Below are 17,906 nucleotides of genomic sequence, written 5' to 3' on the forward strand. Positions count from 1 at the left end.
CATCCTCCATCGGCTACGAAAGTCCACCGTAGCGCCTTGTTCTTTGTTGATAATCGGCTACGGCCTCCACCAAATGGTCTTTGGTAAATTCCGGCCAATAGGCATCCGTAAACCATAGCTCACTATACGCGAGCTGCCACAGCATAAAATTACTTAGCCGCAGCTCGCCGCTTGTGCGGATCAGTAAATCCGGATCCGGCAATTCGCCTGTGAGGAGCCGCTGGCCAATCAGTTCCTCTGTAATATCCTCAGGACGAAGAATCCCGTCGCGCACTTCTCGTCCGAGCGCCTTGACACTTTCGGTAATCTCTTTCCGGCTTCCGTAATTGAGCGCAAAGTTAAGCACAAGTCCGTCATTGCCGGCTGTCTTCGCAACTGCTTCTTCCATCGCAGACACGGTATGGGACGGAAGGTCTTCCGGATGCCCCATCATGCGGACCTGGACATTTTTCTCGATCAGCTCTTCCAGCTCAATAGCTAGGAACTCTTGCGGAAGCTTCATAAGAAAATCGACCTCATCCTTCGGACGCGTCCAATTTTCTGTCGAAAAAGCGTACATCGTCAATATTTTGATTCCCAAATCATCGGCGGCAATGGCCGCTCTTTTGACAGCCTTCATGCCATTTTGATGGCCAACGATTCGCGGCATACCGCGCCGTTTCGCCCAGCGTCCATTACCATCCATGATGATGGCGACATGATGTGGGATGTTGTCCGGAGAGAGCTGATGCGTCTGCTGACTGTCCTCCTGATTCAACCACGATCGAACCCGTTTGATCATTCCATTTCCTCCAGGCATCTTTCTGCAAAAAAAGAGACAAACCCCACCATTGACAGGAGGGGCCACAAGTCTCTTATACTTCCATAATCTCTTTTTCTTTAGCAACGAGGACTTTGTCGACTTCTGCGATAAATTTATCCGTCGCTTTTTGGATATCTTCCTGATGTCTCCGGGACTCGTCCTCGGAAATATCTGTTTTCTCCAATTTTTTGATGTCGTCGTTGGCATCACGGCGAATGTTGCGGATGGCCACTTTCGCTTCCTCGCCGAATTTCTTCGTCATTTTCACCAGTTCGGTTCTGCGTTCTTCCGTCAATGCAGGTACGACGAGGCGAATTTGATTACCATCATTCGCTGGCGTCAATCCGATATCCGATTTCATGATCGCTTTCTCGATATCGGCCAAGGACGACTTGTCCCAAGGCTGGATCATGAGCGTTCTTGAATCCGGCGTGCTGATGTTAGCCAGCTGATTCAGCGGGGTTGGTGCTCCGTAGTATTCAACCGTGATCCGGTCGAGTAGTGCCGGCGCTGCCCGTCCTGCGCGCAGCGTTGCCAGGTCACGCTTCAAAGACAAGATCGCTTTTTCCATGCGTTCTTCTGCATTCTTTTTCACCGATTGCGGCATTAATCTACACTCCCTTTGACGATCGTTCCGATTTTCTCGCCCAGAACGACGCGCTTGATATTACCTTGCTCCGTAATAGCGAAGACGATGAGCGGGATGTTGTTGTCCATACATAACGATGAAGCTGTAGAGTCCATTACCCCAAGGTTTTTGTTCAATACATCTAGATACGTAAGCTGCTCGTACTTCTCGGCAGTTTCATCCTTAAATGGATCAGCAGAGTACACTCCGTCCACCTTGTTCTTCGCCATGAGAATCACTTCTGCTTCGATTTCCGCTGCGCGAAGCGCTGCAGTCGTATCGGTGGAGAAGTATGGGTTACCCGTTCCTGCCGCAAAAATAACGACACGACCTTTTTCCAAATGCCGAATGGCTCTGCGGCGAATATACGGCTCCGCAATTTGCTGCATTGAGATAGAGGTTTGCACCCGAGTCGGCACATCGATCTGCTCCAAAGCATCCTGAAGAGCCAAAGAGTTCATCACCGTAGCCAGCATTCCCATATAATCTGCGGTCGCACGGTCTATTCCGTTCGCGCTGCCGGCAATACCACGCCAGATGTTTCCGCCGCCGCACACGATGGCGACCTCCACTCCAAGCTCAACAACCTCGCGAACCTGCTCAGCGATCGATGAGATCGTCTCAGCATCAATACCATATCCATTCTGCCCTGAAAGGGATTCCCCACTGACTTTCAATATCACTCGTTTATATACTGGCTGTTCCAAATGATAACCCTCCACTTTAAGACGGCGCCTAAGTATACGACGCCCGTTTGAAAAACGACAGACAGACACACCGGCACTGCTTGACGGTTTATAAAAATCGGGTAAAAACATCCGTCTCAAGTAGAAACTTCTGGTCGTCTATTCATGACTAAAGTCCATTCTTTCTTGTGAGATAAGGGTGTCTTACTCCGAATTTATAACAATCTTATCTCTCTTATGCCTTTATATCTCTTAAAAAAGAAGGAACACAGGTGTGTTCCACTCTTTTCTATAACTTATATTAGCCCATACGGATTATTTATTCACCTGGGACATAACTTCTTCAACGAAGTTGTCTTGTTTTTTCTCCAAGCCTTCGCCGAGTTCAAAACGGGCAAAACGACGGATGGAGATGTTCTCACCGATCGTGCTGATTTTTTCGTTAAGCAGCGTGTTGATCGTTTTGTCGGGATCTTTGATGAAGGATTGCTCAAGCAAGCAATATTCTTCATAGTATTTGTTGATGCGGCCTTCAACCATTTTTTCAACGATTTTTTCAGGCTTGCCTTCGTTCAGGGCTTGGTTTTTCAAAATCTCTTTTTCTTTCTCAAGCTCTTCAGTTGGCACTTCTTCACGACGAACATATTTTGGGTTAGCAGCCGCAATATGCATAGCGATATCGCGAGCAAACTCTTTAAATTGATCTGTTTTACCTACGAAGTCGGTTTCACAGTTGATTTCCACGAGAACGCCGATCCGTCCGCCGCCGTGAATATAAGACTCGACAACGCCTTCAGTTGCAACACGGCCAGCTTTGTTAGCTGCTGCAGACAAACCTTTTTCGCGAAGTACTGCGATCGCTTTGTCGATATCACCATTTGTTTCATCCAGCGCTTTTTTGCAATCCAGCATGCCCGCGCCTGTTCTTTCGCGAAGTTCTTTTACCGCACTAGCTGTTACTGCCATTAGAATTCCCTCCAAATTGGTATGATGAAGTTTTGCGTTAGGACCTCAAGAAAACCACCATTCTTTTGCTCTCTCCAAGATTCCAGACCGCATTAAGTAGTTGTTCTTCCCCTGAGATGCCAGGATCCGGATTTTACACGTTATCCGTTCTAACATCTTAAAAAAAGGGCAGTGAGAGGTTATACACCTACCAACCACCCTTTTCATTTAATTCATAGTTTATACGTTTAATCCCGATTAAGCAGTTGTTTCTTCGCCTTGGTGAGCTTCAACAACGGCATCGGCCATTTTACCAGTCAACAATTTGACAGCGCGGATCGCGTCATCGTTACCTGGAATTACATAGTCGATTTCATCCGGATCACAGTTCGTATCAACGATACCAACGATTGGGATACCCAATTTGCGAGCTTCCGCTACTGCGATGCGCTCTTTGCGAGGATCGATAACGAACAATGCGCTTGGAAGACCCTTCATGTTCTTGATACCGCCCAAGAATTTTTCAAGACGATCTTTCTCTTTGCGGAGAAGGATAACCTCTTTCTTAGGCAATACTTGGAACGTGCCGTCCTCTTCCCAAGTTTCGAGCTGCTTCAAGCGGTTGATACGCTTTTGGATCGTTTCGAAGTTAGTCAAAGTTCCGCCGAGCCAACGTTGGTTGATGTAGTACATACCGCAACGCTCTGCTTCTTCCTTCACGGAATCTTGAGCTTGTTTTTTCGTGCCGACGAACAGGATTGTACCGTTCTCTCCAGCTACGCTTTTTACGAAGTTGAATGCTTCTTCAACTTTCTTGACCGTTTTTTGCAGGTCGATAATGTAGATACCGTTTCTTTCAGTGAAGATAAATTTATCCATTTTCGGGTTCCAGCGACGAGTCTGGTGACCGAAGTGAACGCCAGCTTCCAAAAGCTGTTTCATGGAAATTACTGCCATCTTCACGCACCTCCTAAGTTTGGTTTTTGTGTGTCCCTCCGCCGAGATCATTTTTCATTAAGACTCCCAATCCTGGAAGCACCCTCAACGAAATCACTCTGGCGTGTGTTTTAACACCGTCAATTACTATAACATAACCATGGGCAGGTTGCAATGTCTTTTGTGTACTTGAGCAGGTCAGGCCAATCAGGAGCTTGAAGAGTTCCTATAAAGAAAAAAACCTCTCTCAACCGAAGTGTTAGTTGGAGGGTTTTGTCGTGATTTTCGTGATGATCGAATTGTAGCTCTCGCCTGCCGTAAACGAGTATGTACCGCTCAGGATCTTGGTGTTGATTTTATTCTCGGTAGCTTTAGTGATGAATGCCTGTTTATTGTCAATGACGCCGGCATTCATAAGGCTGTTTGCTACATCGCTTAGATTGTTTCCGGATGGAATGTTTACTTTAATCTGTGCTTCCGCTTTGGCCGGTGTTTTCGGCTTCTCCGGATTTGTCACCCGAGGGGATTCCTGTTTCTTCTCCTCGCTCGACTCAGGCTTCTTCGGCTGCTCCGGTGCTTCCGGCTTTTCCGTTCCCGTCTTCTGTGCGGAATCGGCTCCTTCGGACTCACCGCCCTCACCAAGCTTCTTCTCTTCCCACTGCTCCGCCGTCAACAGCTCGTCTGAACCTTCGACGACCTGCATATCCAAAGCTTCCGCTGCAGCCACCAGCTGCTCCTTCGTTAATTCCTGCGTCTGTGATGCAGTTGTGCCTTGACCGATCCACATCAGCTGAAGCAGCACTGCACCGATCACGAGACCACTCCCCAGGCCCATCATAAATGTACGGTTCTTGATCACACGGACTCCTCCTGTTTGGCCAACTGGATAATAAGTTGAACTTCGCCTCGCTGAAGACCCGTGGTCTTGGCAATCATATCGATGGACTTTCCTTGTTCATATAGATCAAACAGCTCCGCGTATCTGGATTTGATGGAATGGACAGGAGGTGCAGGTTCAGCTTCGGAAGTCGCTGCAGCTGCTCCTGCAGACAAAGAAGCGGCTGCAGCGGCTTGCGCCAGCTTCTCTTCCGCCGTTCGAAGACGCGTTTGCGATTCGGTCATCTTCTCCTCCATGGCCAGCATGCGGTGCCGCAAATCACTGACCTGCTCTTGATGTGCTTGCTGCTTGGTATCCAGTTCTTTTTTCATCTGACTAACCAGTTCCACCAGCTGTTCGTTCTCGTTTTGGATTTCCGCCATGTATCCTTCAAGCGTGTTCTCCACTTCTTTTACAACCCGCTCGCTGGACACGGTCTCTTCACGGCGTTTCGGCAGCATAAAAGCATACAGCACGGCGGCAATGCCAAGCAGCACGATATATATCCATGGTTTCAAATCCATTAACTCCTTTTTGCCTATAAATTATCTAGAGCGAAACATCGAAATTTTTGCCTTTATAGGGATGCTCTGCCGGCTGCTCCACTGTCTCGCTTGATTCTGCGGCTCCCCGGCCTTGTTGCTGCCCAGAGGATTGCCGGCTACCGTCATCGCGCACGGCTGCCTCCGCCGTCTCACTCACTTCCGTGCTTCGCTGGGCTTCCGCACGGCTGTTCTTCGTTAATTCACCCGCAAGCAGCGTCTGATCATTCATCGGTCGCTGCTGGGTTTCATTATGCATCTTGCCCGCTTCATTAGTTCTGGGGACCGCAATTTGCATCTCAACCGATTTCAAACTCAATGGAATCACCTCATGGTATAGGATCATGTCCACAAGCATTTAAAACGTATGTTTTGACCTACAAGAGCGGCACCATGGTGATATCCCCTTCATGATAGTAAAAAGAAACCCGCTGCGTGGGATCCTTAACAAAGCGGGTATACCGCCCTATGACAATTTTGGCTCCGCCGTAAATCGTCTTTACCACATTCACTCTTGCTTTGCCGGTATCCTCCAGCATCTTCTCGATTTCCAGCATACGGTCCTTGATATCGGCTTGTTCTGCCATGTTGGATTTCTTGGTCGCATTCAGCTTAATCCGCAGCGCTAGCTTGTCTGGCGACAATTGACCCGAGGAAGCTAACTGATTCAGTAGATAAAGCGCTTTATCGGTTTTATCCATACTTTCTAAGGATTGCTTCAATTGGGCTCTAAGATCCGCCAGCTCATTCCGCAGCTCAGGCAGCACGCCGACTTCAACTACGGTAGCCGTCGACATGCTGTTTCCGATCGTTCGGGCAACCACCTTTTCTCCCGCCTGCAAAATACCGCCTACCACAAGGCCCTTCATGCCGTTGCATTCGATATTCTGAACCGCGCGGATATTGGAGTGCATGATGCTCTGCGAGACGAATACGCTAGCGCCGGCTATGACGTTTCCATCCTGGATGAACGAGCTTTTGACATCCTGGCCCGCCTTTACATAGCCCTTGTTGTAACCGATGATTCCGCCGGATATATCGATCGAACCTTCAGCCTCCAGCTCGGCTCCTTCCACAAAGCCAGTGACTCGAATATCCCCTGCTGCCTTGATTCTGAATCCGGTAAGCACATTGCCGCGAATGACCACCGTACCGACAAAATCGATATTACCTATACTGTAATCAACATCCCCGTTAATCTCATATACCGGAAACACATTGATTTTTCCTTTTTCGGTTTTGGTGAGGAGTCCGTCAAGGGCAGCGTACATTGCAGTTTTCTCGGCGTTAACTACGACATTCTTCCCCACCTTGAAATGAGCTTCCTTACCCGGTTTGCTCGGAATCTCCTCTCCGGTCACCGCAGTTCCGGGTACTCCTTTTGTTGGCGGAATTCGGGTTGCCAGCAGCTGCCCCTTCTTTACATTATTTAAACGAATCACTTCTTTATAATCCACTTTGCCATCTTCGATCTCCAGCGGCTTCAGGTTCGTCTCATTCCCAAAACTAACGGTAAATTCGATTCTGCCGTTCTGTCCGTGCATAGGTTCCGTTCCCATGGCAATCGGCGTTCTACTATATTGATATTCCTCCGCATGATCTGCGATTCGCCGCAACGTATCATGTTGAAGTCCATATCGTACCTGGTGACTTCTCAGAAATTGTTCAAGAGCTTCTACAGAGCAAGAGAAATCCTTCTCCCACTTGGTGAACTGTATATAGGCGACGACCTTGTCATCCGATAGCGTAACGCTAAAGTACTGATCCAATGCATAATCTACAGACAATCCAGGAACCCCCTTCATAAATGGCAAGCGTCAATCGTTTTGCATCAGCAAATCCCGATCTTTATCGAGCGCGCCCCGAAGTCTCAATATCGCTTTGGAATGAAGCTGAGATATTCGTGAAGGTGATAGCGACATCACCTCAGCAATTTCGCTGAGTGATAAATCCTCATAATATAATAAGGAAACTACGGTCCGCTCTTTCGGGGTTAATTTACCGATACCCTTCATCAGGGCTTCTCGCAGATAAAATTCATGGACCTTGTGATCCGGATTTTTCGCCTTCTCATCAACCAGGAGCGACATTCGGGTCTCAGACTCCTCCTCGCGGATCGGATCCTCCAGAGATGTCAATGTCATGACCGCTACTTCCTGCAGCATGTGCCGGAACTCCTTCTCAGTCACGTCAAGGTAATCACTCATCTCGGAATCACTGACGCTGCGTAAATACTTCTGTTCCAACTGCTGATATGCAGTTTCAATCTTCTTCGCTTTCTCGCGGACAGAACGCGGCACCCAGTCCCCTTGGCGCAGCGAGTCCAGAATAGCCCCACGCACACGCCAAGAAGCATAGGTTTCGAACTGCAGCCCTCGTTTGTAATCAAACTTTTCGATGGCGTCAATCAGACCCATTACCCCATTGCTGGCCAAATCTCCCTTAGAAACGTTCTTCGGAAGACCGATAGCCAAGCGGCTTGAAACATAGTCAACGATGTGCAAATGATATTCGATTAGTTTCTTCTTCGCTTCATGGTCTCCATCTTCCTTCCATGCGCTCCACAAATCGGCATGGTTTAGCACAGAAGCTTTACGTTCGTCCAATTGCCTTCACCCTCCTTATTTTTCCGTAAGGTGACGAACGGCCTTGGCCAGTTCTTCGGGTTCTTTCGTTGAAACCAGCTTAGGAGGATTTAGCGGTACAAAGTCTCCATTCTCTTTGCTGCTGGATTCGGAATGGATTAAATCCATCAATTCCCGATCCTCATCAGGCGTGGATAAATCAAGAACAGTTCCTCGGTCTTGCTCCCGCTGCGTGTCGGCGTCCCCTTGAACAGCGGCTCGCGGACCCGTAATGGCAGCAAACATCCAATTCAGCAGGAACGCCAGAAGAAACCAAATCGCACATGCAAGGAGAGCCCGATACATGCTAGTCATCCACAGATTGTTACGTATGGAGAATATAAACGTGAACACAAAACCGGCAATTCCAGTCATCAGATAAAAACGGAGTTTTCCCATTAGCTACAATTCCTTTATGCCCTTTTGTACGCTTCGTATTGTAAACTTACCCGTTGCACAGTCCAACTCAACGGTTCTTCCATAATTTCCCCCGGTATCCTCGGCAATTAGCGCAATCCCCATCTGCTCGAGCCCAGCCTTGCAAGACTCTACATTACGCGGACCAATGCGCATGGTGTCACCCGAGCCGGCAAAAGCAAACATTTGAGCTCCCCCGGCCATTTTGGCTACCATACGTGCCGGAGACGCACCCAAATTCCTCATTTGATTTAACAGGATCGGAAGAGCCGTATCGGCGTATTTGGCCAGGTTTAGCTGTCCTTCTCTGGCAATCGCTGAAGATGGAAGCATTACATGCGCCATTCCACCAATCTTCGTCACCGGATCATACAACGTCATTCCGACGCACGAGCCGAGTCCCGTTGTACGCAAAATACCGTTTGGACCTGCGACGTTCAGATCCGCCATGGCTACTTTCACTATGCTTTGTTCTTCAATCATGCTCTAAAGGCACTCCTAAAGCTTCGAAAATTTGAGCAAATGATTGTGGATCAGGTATCAGGAAGAACTGGCCTTCCACCTCGTTCTGCCCTTCTAGGAACGTCGTGTTGATTAAGAGGGCATCGTCTCCCATTTCTCCGAACTGCAGCAGTCCATAACTTAAGATGGCACCTGCCATATCCATCGCGAGGGCCGGCACCGTAGGTGTCATGGACAGATTGGTCAAATCAGCGAGCGACGATAAGTACGAGCCTGACAATATGTTTCCGATCTCGCATAATGCGGACTGCTCCATCTCGGAGAATTGCTCCTCATCCGACACTTCAAAGCCCGCTAAATTATGCAGCAAATTCTTCCCGGCTTCCGGACTCATGATAAAGAAGAGATTGCCGGGCGCACTGCCTTCCACCCGTAAAAATACGGCAAGAACGAGCTGTTCGCTTCCCCCTACACTTTCGGCGATCTGCTCAAAAGGCAGGAGTTGAACTTTGGGTACAGCCATATCAATAGGTTTGTTAAGCAAGCGGGAGAGGGCGGTTGCCGCATTGCCCGCTCCGATGTTTCCTACTTCCTTCAAAACATCCATTTTGATTTCCTTGCCATGCTTAAACAGCTCCACTGTCTACTCCTCAAGGCCTTCCAGCTGAATAATCTCACTCTTGTTCAGCACTTCGGACAGATTCAGCATGACGAGAAGGCGCTCCTCTCCTACCTTCGCGACACCGCGAAGATATTTCGCTTTAATTCCGCCGACCACCTCAGGTGGAGAGTCAATGCTGTCCGTGTTCAGATCGATGACGTCACTTGCGGAATCCACGATAAAGCCTACCTGCATGTCATTGACCGCTACGATGATTACCCGTGTTTGATCGGTTGCTTCCACCTCGTCCAATCCAAAACGGCCGCGCAGATTGATTACAGGAATGACGACGCCTCGAAGATTAATAACACCTTTTACGAAAGCATAAGTCTTCGGAACACGCGTAATGGGCATCATTCGCTCAATGGTTTGAACCTTGTCTACCTCGATGCCGTATTCTTCCTCGCCAAGTTTAAAGACAATAACCTTGATTTCTTCTCCCATGAATAAGTCCTCCTTCAAAATGTTGGCCTGCCGTGCTTAGTAGCAACGCTTTATTTGATAAATGCATTTGCGTCGATGATAAGAGCGACTTGTCCATCCCCCAGGATGGTTGCTCCGGATACTCCCTGAATGGCAGGCAGATATTTACCCAGATTTTTAATGACGATTTCACTCTGACCGATAAAATCATCGATGGTAAGTGCCGCCAAACGATCCCCCTTGCGGATCACAACGATCTCTGTTTCTTCTTCCAGCTCTTCATCAAAATCTGGAACTTCAAACAAACGGCTAAGCGAGATGACCGGTATCAGCGATTCACGGAACTGGATCATGCGGCTGCCGTGAACATGTTTGATTTGCCCGTGCTTGATGATGCCCGTTTCAACAATGGAGGAAAGCGGAATCGCGTATTTTTCGGATCCCATCCGAATCAGCATAGCTGCTATGATAGACAGCGTTAATGGAAGCTGAACGGAAAAGTTCGTGCCTTTTCCCGGCGTCGAGTAGATGGTGACGTTACCGCCCAGGGCAACGATTTTGGATTTAACAACGTCGAGCCCAACGCCTCGGCCGGATACATCCGAAATTTTCTCAGCGGTGCTGAATCCCGGCGCGAATAGCAGTTGATTGACCTCGTCATCGGTCATGGTCGCTGCTTCGGCCTCCGTTACAACGCCTTTTGCCAGCGCGTTCTTCAGAATTTTGTCACGGTAGATACCGCGTCCATCATCCTCAATCTCAATGAAGACATTGTTGCCGCTGTGGAACGCACGCAGATGCACGGTACCGGTCTCCGGTTTGCCGGCAGCGATACGGTCGGCAACAGGTTCGATGCCATGATCTGCCGAGTTTCGCAGCAAATGAACCAGCGGATCACCGATCTCATCAATAACCGTACGATCCAGCTCCGTTTCAGCTCCGGTAATAATCAAATCAATTTTTTTGTCCAAGGTTTTGGCAAGGTCCCGCACCATCCTAGGAAAACGGTTGAACACCGTATCCACAGGCACCATGCGCAGTTTCAGGACGATATTCTGCAAATCGCTGCTTACGCGGCTCATGTGCTCAACCGTGTCCGTCAGCTCCTGGTTCTTGGACTCGCTGGCCAGCTGCTCAAGGCGTACCCGGTCAATCAGAAGCTCGCTGAACAGATTCATTAGAACATCGAGCCGTTCGATATCAACCCGGATCGTTCTTGAAGGATTACCTCCCCCAGCATTTCGGGCGGGTGCCTTGGATTCTTTGACAGGCGCTGAAGTTCCGTTGGCTTCCGGTGAAGCTGCAGCTGCTGGGGATGCTTCTGAACCTTGCGGTTTGACAGCTTCTGCTGTAGCCGCGCTCTCCTGAACCATTTGCTGCAAAGTTTCATGATCAAGCGCCACAACCGTGGTTGTCTCGATCTCCGAAACGCCCAGAATCTGGCTTTCAATATCTTGCGTTTCTCTTTGCGTTATGTAATACAACGAAAATACGCGATCGAATTCACCTTGTTCAATCTCTTGAACGTCCGGATACGTCTTGACGATTTCCCCGGATCTTTCCAGCGTTTCGAATACCATGTAGGCACGAACCGCCTTGAGTTGGCAATCCTCTCGCAATGTCACTTGTATATATAAAACCTTATGTCCTTCCGAAATCGATTGATCAAGCACGGAGAATTGAAACTCATCCAATTCAATTCCCTGGACGGCCGTAACAGAGTTATCCCCTTCGGCAGCTTCCCCAGCAGGCGTTGCCCCTTCTCCACGCACAATCGACTGCAAGGATGCCACGATAGAGGAAACATCCGCTTTCCCGTCTCCGCCGTTGGTGATATCCTGCACCATCGATTCAAGAGCGTCCAAGCTTTTGAAGAGCGTGTCAAAGATAAAATCCTGCATCTTTAACTTTTCGTTCCGGACAAGATCCAGCACGTTTTCCATCTGGTGGGTAAGCGAAGCCAGATCTTCGTATCCCATCGTTGCTGCCATACCCTTCAATGTATGAGCCGATCGGAAAATAATCTGTACGATCCCGATATCGTCCGGGTTGCTTTCTAATTGAAGCATGTTTTCATTTAATGATTGCAGATGATCATTTGACTCATCAATAAACATTGTCAAATATTGATTCATGTCCATTGAGAGACACCTCCTCTTCAAGTTCACTTTCCGTTATTTACAGCTTGAACCATTCTAGGTGCGATATCATGTAGTGGCAGAACGTGGCTTACACAACCGAGTTCAACAGCTGATCTCGGCATCCCGTATACGACGCAGGTTTGTTCGCTCTCCGCGTAGGTGGATGTCACTCCTGTATCGTAAAGCTTCTTCATCATTCTCGCTCCATCGCTTCCCATGCCGGTCATCAGTACCGCATGACGCTTAATCATGGTCAATGGCAGTAAGGATTCGAACAGCACATCTACAGATGGACGGTGACCGTTGCGGGTCTCATCCTCACTGATCCTGATTTGGTAAGCGCCGCTGTCCGAGCGGCAAACCCTCATATGGCTGCCTCCCGGAGCAATGTAGGCTTTGCCCGGTTCCAATATCATCCCTTGTTCTGCTTCCATGACCTCCAGCTGACTGAATGAATTCAGGCGCTGTGCAAGCGATTTGGTAAAACTCGGCGGCATATGTTGAACGATGACAATCGGGGCACAGAAGTCACCGGGAATAGGCTCGAGAAAAGCTTTCAATGCTCTTGGCCCGCCGGTCGAACAGCCCACCGCAACCAAATCCGTCAATTCCGTTGATTGCGGTATCTTCGTTTCACGGTGACGACTCCCGTTCTCTGGAAGCGCAGCTGGAACAAAGTCTGCAACAGGCTTACGATCTGCTTGTTTTCGCTTTGATCCAGCGTGCTCTGCTCCTTCCGCAACAGTAGACACCCTCTTCTCCACAGTTCGAGATGGCGGGATACGGGGCGCTTCCTTTAGCCTGCTCCGTTGGTCGGTCTGGCGGGCCGTCGTTCTCTTCTCATTCACCTGCGGCTTCTTGATCAGCGTTTTGTCAGAAGGCTTTGGCGAAAGAGGAACCGTTATGTCCGCACTCCGTCGTCTCTGCTCTTCTTCTTCCCACAATGCCCTCCGCTGTTTAGCCTGCATCGCCGCATTCAGTTGCTTCATTAGTTCTGAACGCACCTGCTCAATATCAAGCGCATTAGAAATGGAAGGCTTTCGTATAAAATCAAATGCTCCTGCCTCAAGGGCAAGAATGGTCTCTTTCATGCCTTGCTCATTAATGCCCGACAACATAATGACCGGACGGGGGCCTGATTCCATAATCAGCTTCAGAGCATCAAGGCCGTTCATTTCCGGCATTTCTACATCCAGTGTAATGACATCCGGATTCAATTCCTTTACTTTCCGAACGGCGTCAAGCCCGTTATCAGCTGTTCCGACAACCTGAAAAGACGGGTCGCGCTCGATGAAATCGGAAAAGATTTTCCTCATAAATGCGGAATCGTCAACGACAAGCACACGAAAAGGCTTCATAGATGTCCACCTCAGTTTCCATTAATCCAAGCAAAGAATCATTTCGTACGTTTGAGCCACCGATGCATAAATCCTTTGATTCCCTTCGGAGCTTCCGGCTCTGTGGCAGCAGGGACGGTCATGTAGCGAAGCGCGATCCGTCTGATATCACTGGAGGCGTTACATCGCGGATAAGCTGCTGTAAATGGGACCTGCCGCTTAACCGCCTGGACAACATGCGTATCATCGGCAATCGAACCGAGCAGCTCGATGTCGATATCCAGGAAACGCTGGGCCGTCAAAATAATTTTGCCCGCTGCTTCCCGTGCCTCCTGGTCATCACCCGCACGATTGACAATCAGGCTGAACGGAACCTGGCATTCCATGCCGTGCACCACCTTGATTAGGGCATAAGCATCTGTGATGGACGTCGGTTCCGGCGTTGTGACGACAAGGCATTGATCAGCGGAAGTAATAAACCTCATATTTTCCTTGGACAAGCCAGCTCCCGTGTCAAAAATGATATAGTCCATTTCCGAGGAAATAATTTCAATCTGTGAAATAAAATAATTCATTTCCTCTTCAGACAGGGACATCATGTCAGCCAAACCGGAACCTCCGGCAATGTAAGGAAGCTTGTCCGGTCCATATTGAATCACTTCTTCAATGCTCTTCTCCCGGCGAATGAGATGATACAAGCTGTACCGGGAGCTTACGCCCATCAAAACGTCAATGTTTGCCATCCCGATGTCGGCATCAAACACCAATACCTTTTTGCCCATCGATTGTAAAGTCAGCGCAAAATTCAGCGTAAAGTTGGATTTCCCCACCCCGCCCTTTCCGCTGCTGACCGTAATAATCTTGGCGGTTCTTGGGGATGCTGCCTTACCGCTGTTCCCTGACTGCTGAGAAGAAACCAGCTGGCGAAGCGATTGAGCTTGATCCGTCATGTGCGAACCTCTCCCAGCAGCAGATGGCATAACCGCTCGCTGTCGGCCATCAACAGATCATCCGGCACATTTTGACCATTGGTCATATAGGACAAGCGAAGGTTATGGGCATCAATCAGATTAAACAAGGAGCCGTAGCTGCCGGTCTCATCCATTTTCGTGAAAATGACCTTATCGAGTTCGTATTTGCTGAAATGATCCGCGATTTCGATCATATCGCTGCTCTTGGAGGTCAGGCTGAGCACAAGATAGGTTTCGCTTTGATCCGAATGGGAGAACAGGCTTTGAAGCTCGGAAACGAGCAGCTCGTTCCGATAGTTCCGGCCTGCTGTATCCATCAACACCAAATCACAATCCTGCAGCTTCTGAAGGGCTCGCTGCATATCACCAGGCGATTGCACGACTTCCATCGGCACATTGAGGATGGATGCATAGGTGCGCAGCTGTTCAACGGCAGATATCCGATACGTATCGGAAGTGATAAAACCTACCTTCCGTTGGTTACGGAACAGCTGCTCCGCAGCGATCTTCGCGATTGTGGTTGTCTTGCCGACCCCTGTCGGTCCGGCAATATATACAATCCGGGTCTCGGGCTGAACTCCGCCACCAATACGCCCCTCAAGGAACGCCTCGGCTTGCTTGTGGATCACGTTCTGCAGCTCGGCCTCGCTCATCTGCATATGACTGGCTTGCCAGGCTTCTTCAGCGGCAGTGAGCCACTCTTCCGTCAGCTTGGCCGAAAGATCCTGCTTGAGCAGCTGATCCCGAATGAAATGCAGCGGCTCGGGAAGCTGCTGCGCTTCGAGATTTTGCCTGGATAATCGAGCAATCCATTCCTTCATTTCCTTAAGCTCTTCAAGGACTCTTTGTTCGGACTCGCTAATTCCCAAACGGGAACTTAATGGCTCCTGCTGTCCTCCGCGAGATGACATAACAGACTTCATTGGTTCAACAGATGCAGCCGTTTCCGCTTGATCGCTTTGCATCGCGGCTTGTGCTGCTGCAGACTGTTGCACATGACCCGCTTCATCCTTGTGCCTGTTAACGGCCTCCTCGGAAGCAGCAACCTGGCTAAGCATCTCTGCAAAACGACTATAGTCAGCCTCCTGCTGTATACCGGAGGCTGAATCCGTGTTATTCACGGAAATCGTTGAGGCTTGTGAACCAGGCTTCGACATTTCAGCCGTTCGTTGATAGGCCTTGGGTACGGAACCAGAAGGTACGGCAGGCGTAACTTTGGACTTCACAGGAGCAGAGCCTTTGGATTTCTCCGCTTGCTCTACCGCCGCGATCACCTCGATCTTTTTGCGGGTAAACATACCCAGAAATCCGCCTACCTTGGTTTCCTTTGTACTCAATATGACGGCGTCTGCACCCAAATCCGCACGAATGTGCTGCATCGCCTCAGGCATCGTGTCGACGATATACCTCTTCACTCTCATAAGTTCACCACTCCGACACTTTGAATTTCGACGTTCGGCTCCAGCTCACTATAAGACAACACCGGAATATCCTGCATGCTTCGTTCAATAACCTGCCTTAAATACATTCTTATGGCCGGTGAGGTAAGAAGAACAGGCTGCTGCCCCATCTGAATGATCCGGTTAACCTGTTCACTGAGCTTCTGGAACACGCTCTGTGTCGATGCCGGGTCCATGGCAAGATAGCTTCCTTGGTCGCTCTGCTGGACGCTTTCGGCGATCTTCTTCTCAAGCTGCGGTCCAACCGTGATGACCCGCATTGCCTCTCCCTCTTGAGCATATTGCTGGGTGATCTGCCGGGAGAGAGCTTGTCTTACATATTCGGTAAGGACATCGGGATCCTTCGAGTAGTGTCCATAATCCGCAAGGGTCTCGAGAATCGTGACCATGTCCCGGATGGAGATTTTTTCGCGGAGCAGCTTAGCCAATACCTTCTGCACCTCTCCAATGGTCAGCACGGAAGGAATGAGCTCGTCCACAAGGACCGGATAGCTTTCTCTGATGTTGTCAACCAATGCTTTGGTCTCCTGGCGTCCAATCAGCTCATGGGCATGTCTCTTAATCAACTCAGTCAAATGGGTAGCCACAACGGACGGTGGATCGACAACGGTATATCCGGCAAGATCCGCCCGCTCTTTCATGGCTTCATCTATCCAAAGCGCAGGGAGCCCGAAGGCCGGTTCAGTCGTTTCGATCCCCGTTACGGAATCATCCTCGTATCCAGGGCTCATGGCGAGGTAGTGATTTAATAATAATTCACCGCCGCCGACAGCATTCCCTTTTATTTTTATGACATATTCATTCGGTTTTAGTTGAATATTGTCGCGAATTCGGATTACCGGTACGACAAGTCCCAGCTCAAGTGCGCATTGTCTCCGAATCATAATGATCCGGTCCAATAAGTCTCCGCCCTGCTGCGCATCTGCGAGCGGAATCAACCCATACCCGAATTCGAATTCGATCGGGTCAACCTGAAGCAGGTTGATCACACTTTCCGGACTTCGAACCTCTTCGATTTGTTGTTCCTCCTCCATCTGCTCCACCTCGACCTGCTTGCGATCCAGATTGTTCTGCATCCTCCGTGCCGCAATAAATAGGATGAGCGCAATCGGTGCGGTCGTAATCAGGTGAATAGGTGTGAAAATCCCTAGCAACAGAACGGTGCCTGAAACAATGTACAATAGATGAGGGTATGAGAAGAGCTGCCCTGTCAGATCCTCCGCCAGATTCCCTTCCGAAGAAGCTCTTGTAACAATCAGTCCCGCCGCAGTGGAAATCAAAAGCGCCGGAATCTGACTGACCAATCCGTCCCCGATCGTCAGGATGGAGTATGTGCTCATCGCGTCTCCGAATGACATTCCGTGAATCGAGATCCCGATGATAAATCCGCCGATCAGGTTGATCAGCATGATGACAATCGTGGCGATGGCGTCACCCTTAACGAATTTACTTGCACCATCCATAGCCCCGTAAAAGTCGGCTTCCCGTTCGATTTTTCTTCTCCGCTCCCTGGCTTGCTGCTCATTGATCAAACCTGCGTTCAGATCCGCATCGATGCTCATCTGTTTACCAGGCATCGCATCGAGCGTAAATCTTGCCGCAACCTCTGCTACCCGCTCCGAGCCTTTGGTAATGACGATGAACTGTACGACAACGAGGATCAAGAAGACGATGAATCCAACCGCAATTTCGCCATTCGCTATCCACTTACCGAACGTGGCTACAACCTCGCCCGCATTAGCTTCCGACAGGATCAGCTTCGTTGTCGAAATGTTAAGCGCTACGCGAAATAGTGTCGTGATGAGCAATAAGGAAGGGAAGATGGAGAAATCCAAGGCTTCCTTCGTATTCATCGCCACCAGCAAGATAATGAGCGCCAGCGAGATATTGATAATCAGGAGTACATCGAGCAGCCATACCGGGATCGGAAGAATCATCATGAGTACGATGCCAATGACACCCGCAAGGACAGATAGATCTTTTATTTTCACTGC

General features: G+C 49.4%; 19 protein-coding genes. All 19 read right to left on the bottom strand.

The annotated features are described in order from the left end of the window. Window positions 1–13: 13 nt before the first annotated feature. Window positions 14–781 (bottom strand): isoprenyl transferase, encoded by a 768-nt coding sequence (locus tag ACQKPA_RS02015; protein WP_071220111.1) that lies wholly within the window; start codon window positions 779–781, stop codon window positions 14–16. Between the two features lie 73 nt (window positions 782–854). After that, complete coding sequence (frr, locus tag ACQKPA_RS02020; protein ID WP_006211296.1) at window positions 855–1,409, bottom strand: ribosome recycling factor; 555 nt, start codon at window positions 1,407–1,409, stop codon at window positions 855–857. Further along, window positions 1,409–2,137 carry a UMP kinase gene (pyrH, locus tag ACQKPA_RS02025; protein WP_006211297.1) on the bottom strand — a complete coding sequence of 243 codons (729 nt, stop codon included), beginning with the start codon at window positions 2,135–2,137 and terminating at the stop codon, window positions 1,409–1,411. Before pyrH ends, frr begins: the two co-directional genes overlap by 1 nt. Before the next feature lie 294 nt (window positions 2,138–2,431). After that, complete coding sequence (gene tsf / locus ACQKPA_RS02030) at window positions 2,432–3,082, bottom strand: translation elongation factor Ts (RefSeq protein WP_113058655.1); 651 nt, start codon at window positions 3,080–3,082, stop codon at window positions 2,432–2,434. A 237-nt stretch (window positions 3,083–3,319) separates the two neighbouring features. Next, entirely contained in the window at window positions 3,320–4,018 is a 699-nt protein-coding gene (gene rpsB, locus ACQKPA_RS02035; protein WP_071220108.1) for a 30S ribosomal protein S2, read from the bottom strand. A gap of 238 nt (window positions 4,019–4,256) precedes the next feature. After that, a complete protein-coding gene (locus ACQKPA_RS02040) occupies window positions 4,257–4,856 on the bottom strand; it encodes an endolytic transglycosylase MltG (protein WP_427488958.1) in 600 nt (199 codons plus the stop codon). After that, the gene (locus ACQKPA_RS02045; protein ID WP_427488960.1) at window positions 4,853–5,398 is read right to left on the bottom strand and encodes a DUF6115 domain-containing protein; all 546 of its coding nucleotides are present in this window, start codon (window positions 5,396–5,398) and stop codon (window positions 4,853–4,855) included. Before ACQKPA_RS02045 ends, ACQKPA_RS02040 begins: the two co-directional genes overlap by 4 nt. A gap of 25 nt (window positions 5,399–5,423) precedes the next feature. Beyond that, window positions 5,424–5,735, bottom strand: coding sequence for a hypothetical protein (locus ACQKPA_RS02050; RefSeq protein ID WP_427488962.1), 312 nt, complete (start codon window positions 5,733–5,735; stop codon window positions 5,424–5,426). Window positions 5,736–5,793: 58 nt separating this feature from the next. Further along, window positions 5,794–7,203: a DUF342 domain-containing protein gene (locus ACQKPA_RS02055; RefSeq protein WP_427488964.1), complete on the bottom strand. Its 1,410-nt coding sequence runs from the start codon at window positions 7,201–7,203 to the stop codon at window positions 5,794–5,796. Window positions 7,204–7,233: 30 nt separating this feature from the next. Beyond that, window positions 7,234–8,022, bottom strand: coding sequence for a FliA/WhiG family RNA polymerase sigma factor (locus ACQKPA_RS02060; protein ID WP_071220103.1), 789 nt, complete (start codon window positions 8,020–8,022; stop codon window positions 7,234–7,236). Window positions 8,023–8,037: 15 nt separating this feature from the next. Continuing rightward, window positions 8,038–8,439, bottom strand: coding sequence for a hypothetical protein (locus ACQKPA_RS02065; RefSeq protein WP_427488966.1), 402 nt, complete (start codon window positions 8,437–8,439; stop codon window positions 8,038–8,040). Window positions 8,440–8,442: 3 nt separating this feature from the next. Beyond that, window positions 8,443–8,940 carry a chemotaxis protein CheD gene (locus ACQKPA_RS02070; protein ID WP_427488968.1) on the bottom strand — a complete coding sequence of 166 codons (498 nt, stop codon included), beginning with the start codon at window positions 8,938–8,940 and terminating at the stop codon, window positions 8,443–8,445. Further along, window positions 8,933–9,526, bottom strand: coding sequence for a chemotaxis protein CheC (locus ACQKPA_RS02075; RefSeq protein WP_253300548.1), 594 nt, complete (start codon window positions 9,524–9,526; stop codon window positions 8,933–8,935). Before ACQKPA_RS02075 ends, ACQKPA_RS02070 begins: the two co-directional genes overlap by 8 nt. 36 nt (window positions 9,527–9,562) lie before the next feature. Further along, a complete protein-coding gene (locus ACQKPA_RS02080) occupies window positions 9,563–10,024 on the bottom strand; it encodes a chemotaxis protein CheW (protein WP_071220099.1) in 462 nt (153 codons plus the stop codon). Between the two features lie 50 nt (window positions 10,025–10,074). Next, window positions 10,075–12,144: a chemotaxis protein CheW gene (locus ACQKPA_RS02085; protein ID WP_427488971.1), complete on the bottom strand. Its 2,070-nt coding sequence runs from the start codon at window positions 12,142–12,144 to the stop codon at window positions 10,075–10,077. Window positions 12,145–12,167: 23 nt separating this feature from the next. Continuing rightward, window positions 12,168–13,502 (bottom strand): protein-glutamate methylesterase/protein-glutamine glutaminase, encoded by a 1,335-nt coding sequence (locus ACQKPA_RS02090; RefSeq protein WP_427488973.1) that lies wholly within the window; start codon window positions 13,500–13,502, stop codon window positions 12,168–12,170. A gap of 38 nt (window positions 13,503–13,540) precedes the next feature. Continuing rightward, entirely contained in the window at window positions 13,541–14,431 is an 891-nt protein-coding gene (locus tag ACQKPA_RS02095; RefSeq protein ID WP_427488975.1) for a MinD/ParA family protein, read from the bottom strand. Beyond that, a complete protein-coding gene (flhF, locus tag ACQKPA_RS02100; RefSeq protein WP_427488977.1) occupies window positions 14,428–15,873 on the bottom strand; it encodes a flagellar biosynthesis protein FlhF in 1,446 nt (481 codons plus the stop codon). The genes ACQKPA_RS02095 and flhF overlap by 4 nt, the downstream gene beginning before the upstream one ends. Further along, window positions 15,870–17,903, bottom strand: coding sequence for a flagellar biosynthesis protein FlhA (gene flhA, locus ACQKPA_RS02105; protein ID WP_427488979.1), 2,034 nt, complete (start codon window positions 17,901–17,903; stop codon window positions 15,870–15,872). The genes flhF and flhA overlap by 4 nt, the downstream gene beginning before the upstream one ends. Window positions 17,904–17,906 lie beyond the last annotated feature (3 nt).

The sequence above is a fragment of the Paenibacillus sp. NPDC093718 genome, from assembly GCF_050279985.1.
Classification (GTDB): domain Bacteria; phylum Bacillota; class Bacilli; order Paenibacillales; family Paenibacillaceae; genus Paenibacillus_AQ.

Coding starts and splice junctions, on each gene's coding strand:
- ACQKPA_RS02015 (WP_071220111.1), bottom strand. CDS start 781: ATGATCAAACGGGTTCGATCGTGGTTGAATCAGGAGGACAGTCAGCAG.
- frr (WP_006211296.1), bottom strand. CDS start 1,409: ATGCCGCAATCGGTGAAAAAGAATGCAGAAGAACGCATGGAAAAAGCG.
- tsf (WP_113058655.1), bottom strand. CDS start 3,082: ATGGCAGTAACAGCTAGTGCGGTAAAAGAACTTCGCGAAAGAACAGGC.
- rpsB (WP_071220108.1), bottom strand. CDS start 4,018: ATGGCAGTAATTTCCATGAAACAGCTTTTGGAAGCTGGCGTTCACTTC.
- ACQKPA_RS02045 (WP_427488960.1), bottom strand. CDS start 5,398: ATGGATTTGAAACCATGGATATATATCGTGCTGCTTGGCATTGCCGCC.
- ACQKPA_RS02065 (WP_427488966.1), bottom strand. CDS start 8,439: ATGGGAAAACTCCGTTTTTATCTGATGACTGGAATTGCCGGTTTTGTG.
- ACQKPA_RS02070 (WP_427488968.1), bottom strand. CDS start 8,940: ATGATTGAAGAACAAAGCATAGTGAAAGTAGCCATGGCGGATCTGAAC.
- ACQKPA_RS02075 (WP_253300548.1), bottom strand. CDS start 9,526: ATGGATGTTTTGAAGGAAGTAGGAAACATCGGAGCGGGCAATGCGGCA.
- ACQKPA_RS02080 (WP_071220099.1), bottom strand. CDS start 10,024: ATGGGAGAAGAAATCAAGGTTATTGTCTTTAAACTTGGCGAGGAAGAA.
- ACQKPA_RS02085 (WP_427488971.1), bottom strand. CDS start 12,144: ATGGACATGAATCAATATTTGACAATGTTTATTGATGAGTCAAATGAT.
- ACQKPA_RS02090 (WP_427488973.1), bottom strand. CDS start 13,502: ATGAAGCCTTTTCGTGTGCTTGTCGTTGACGATTCCGCATTTATGAGG.
- ACQKPA_RS02095 (WP_427488975.1), bottom strand. CDS start 14,431: ATGACGGATCAAGCTCAATCGCTTCGCCAGCTGGTTTCTTCTCAGCAG.
- flhF (WP_427488977.1), bottom strand. CDS start 15,873: ATGAGAGTGAAGAGGTATATCGTCGACACGATGCCTGAGGCGATGCAG.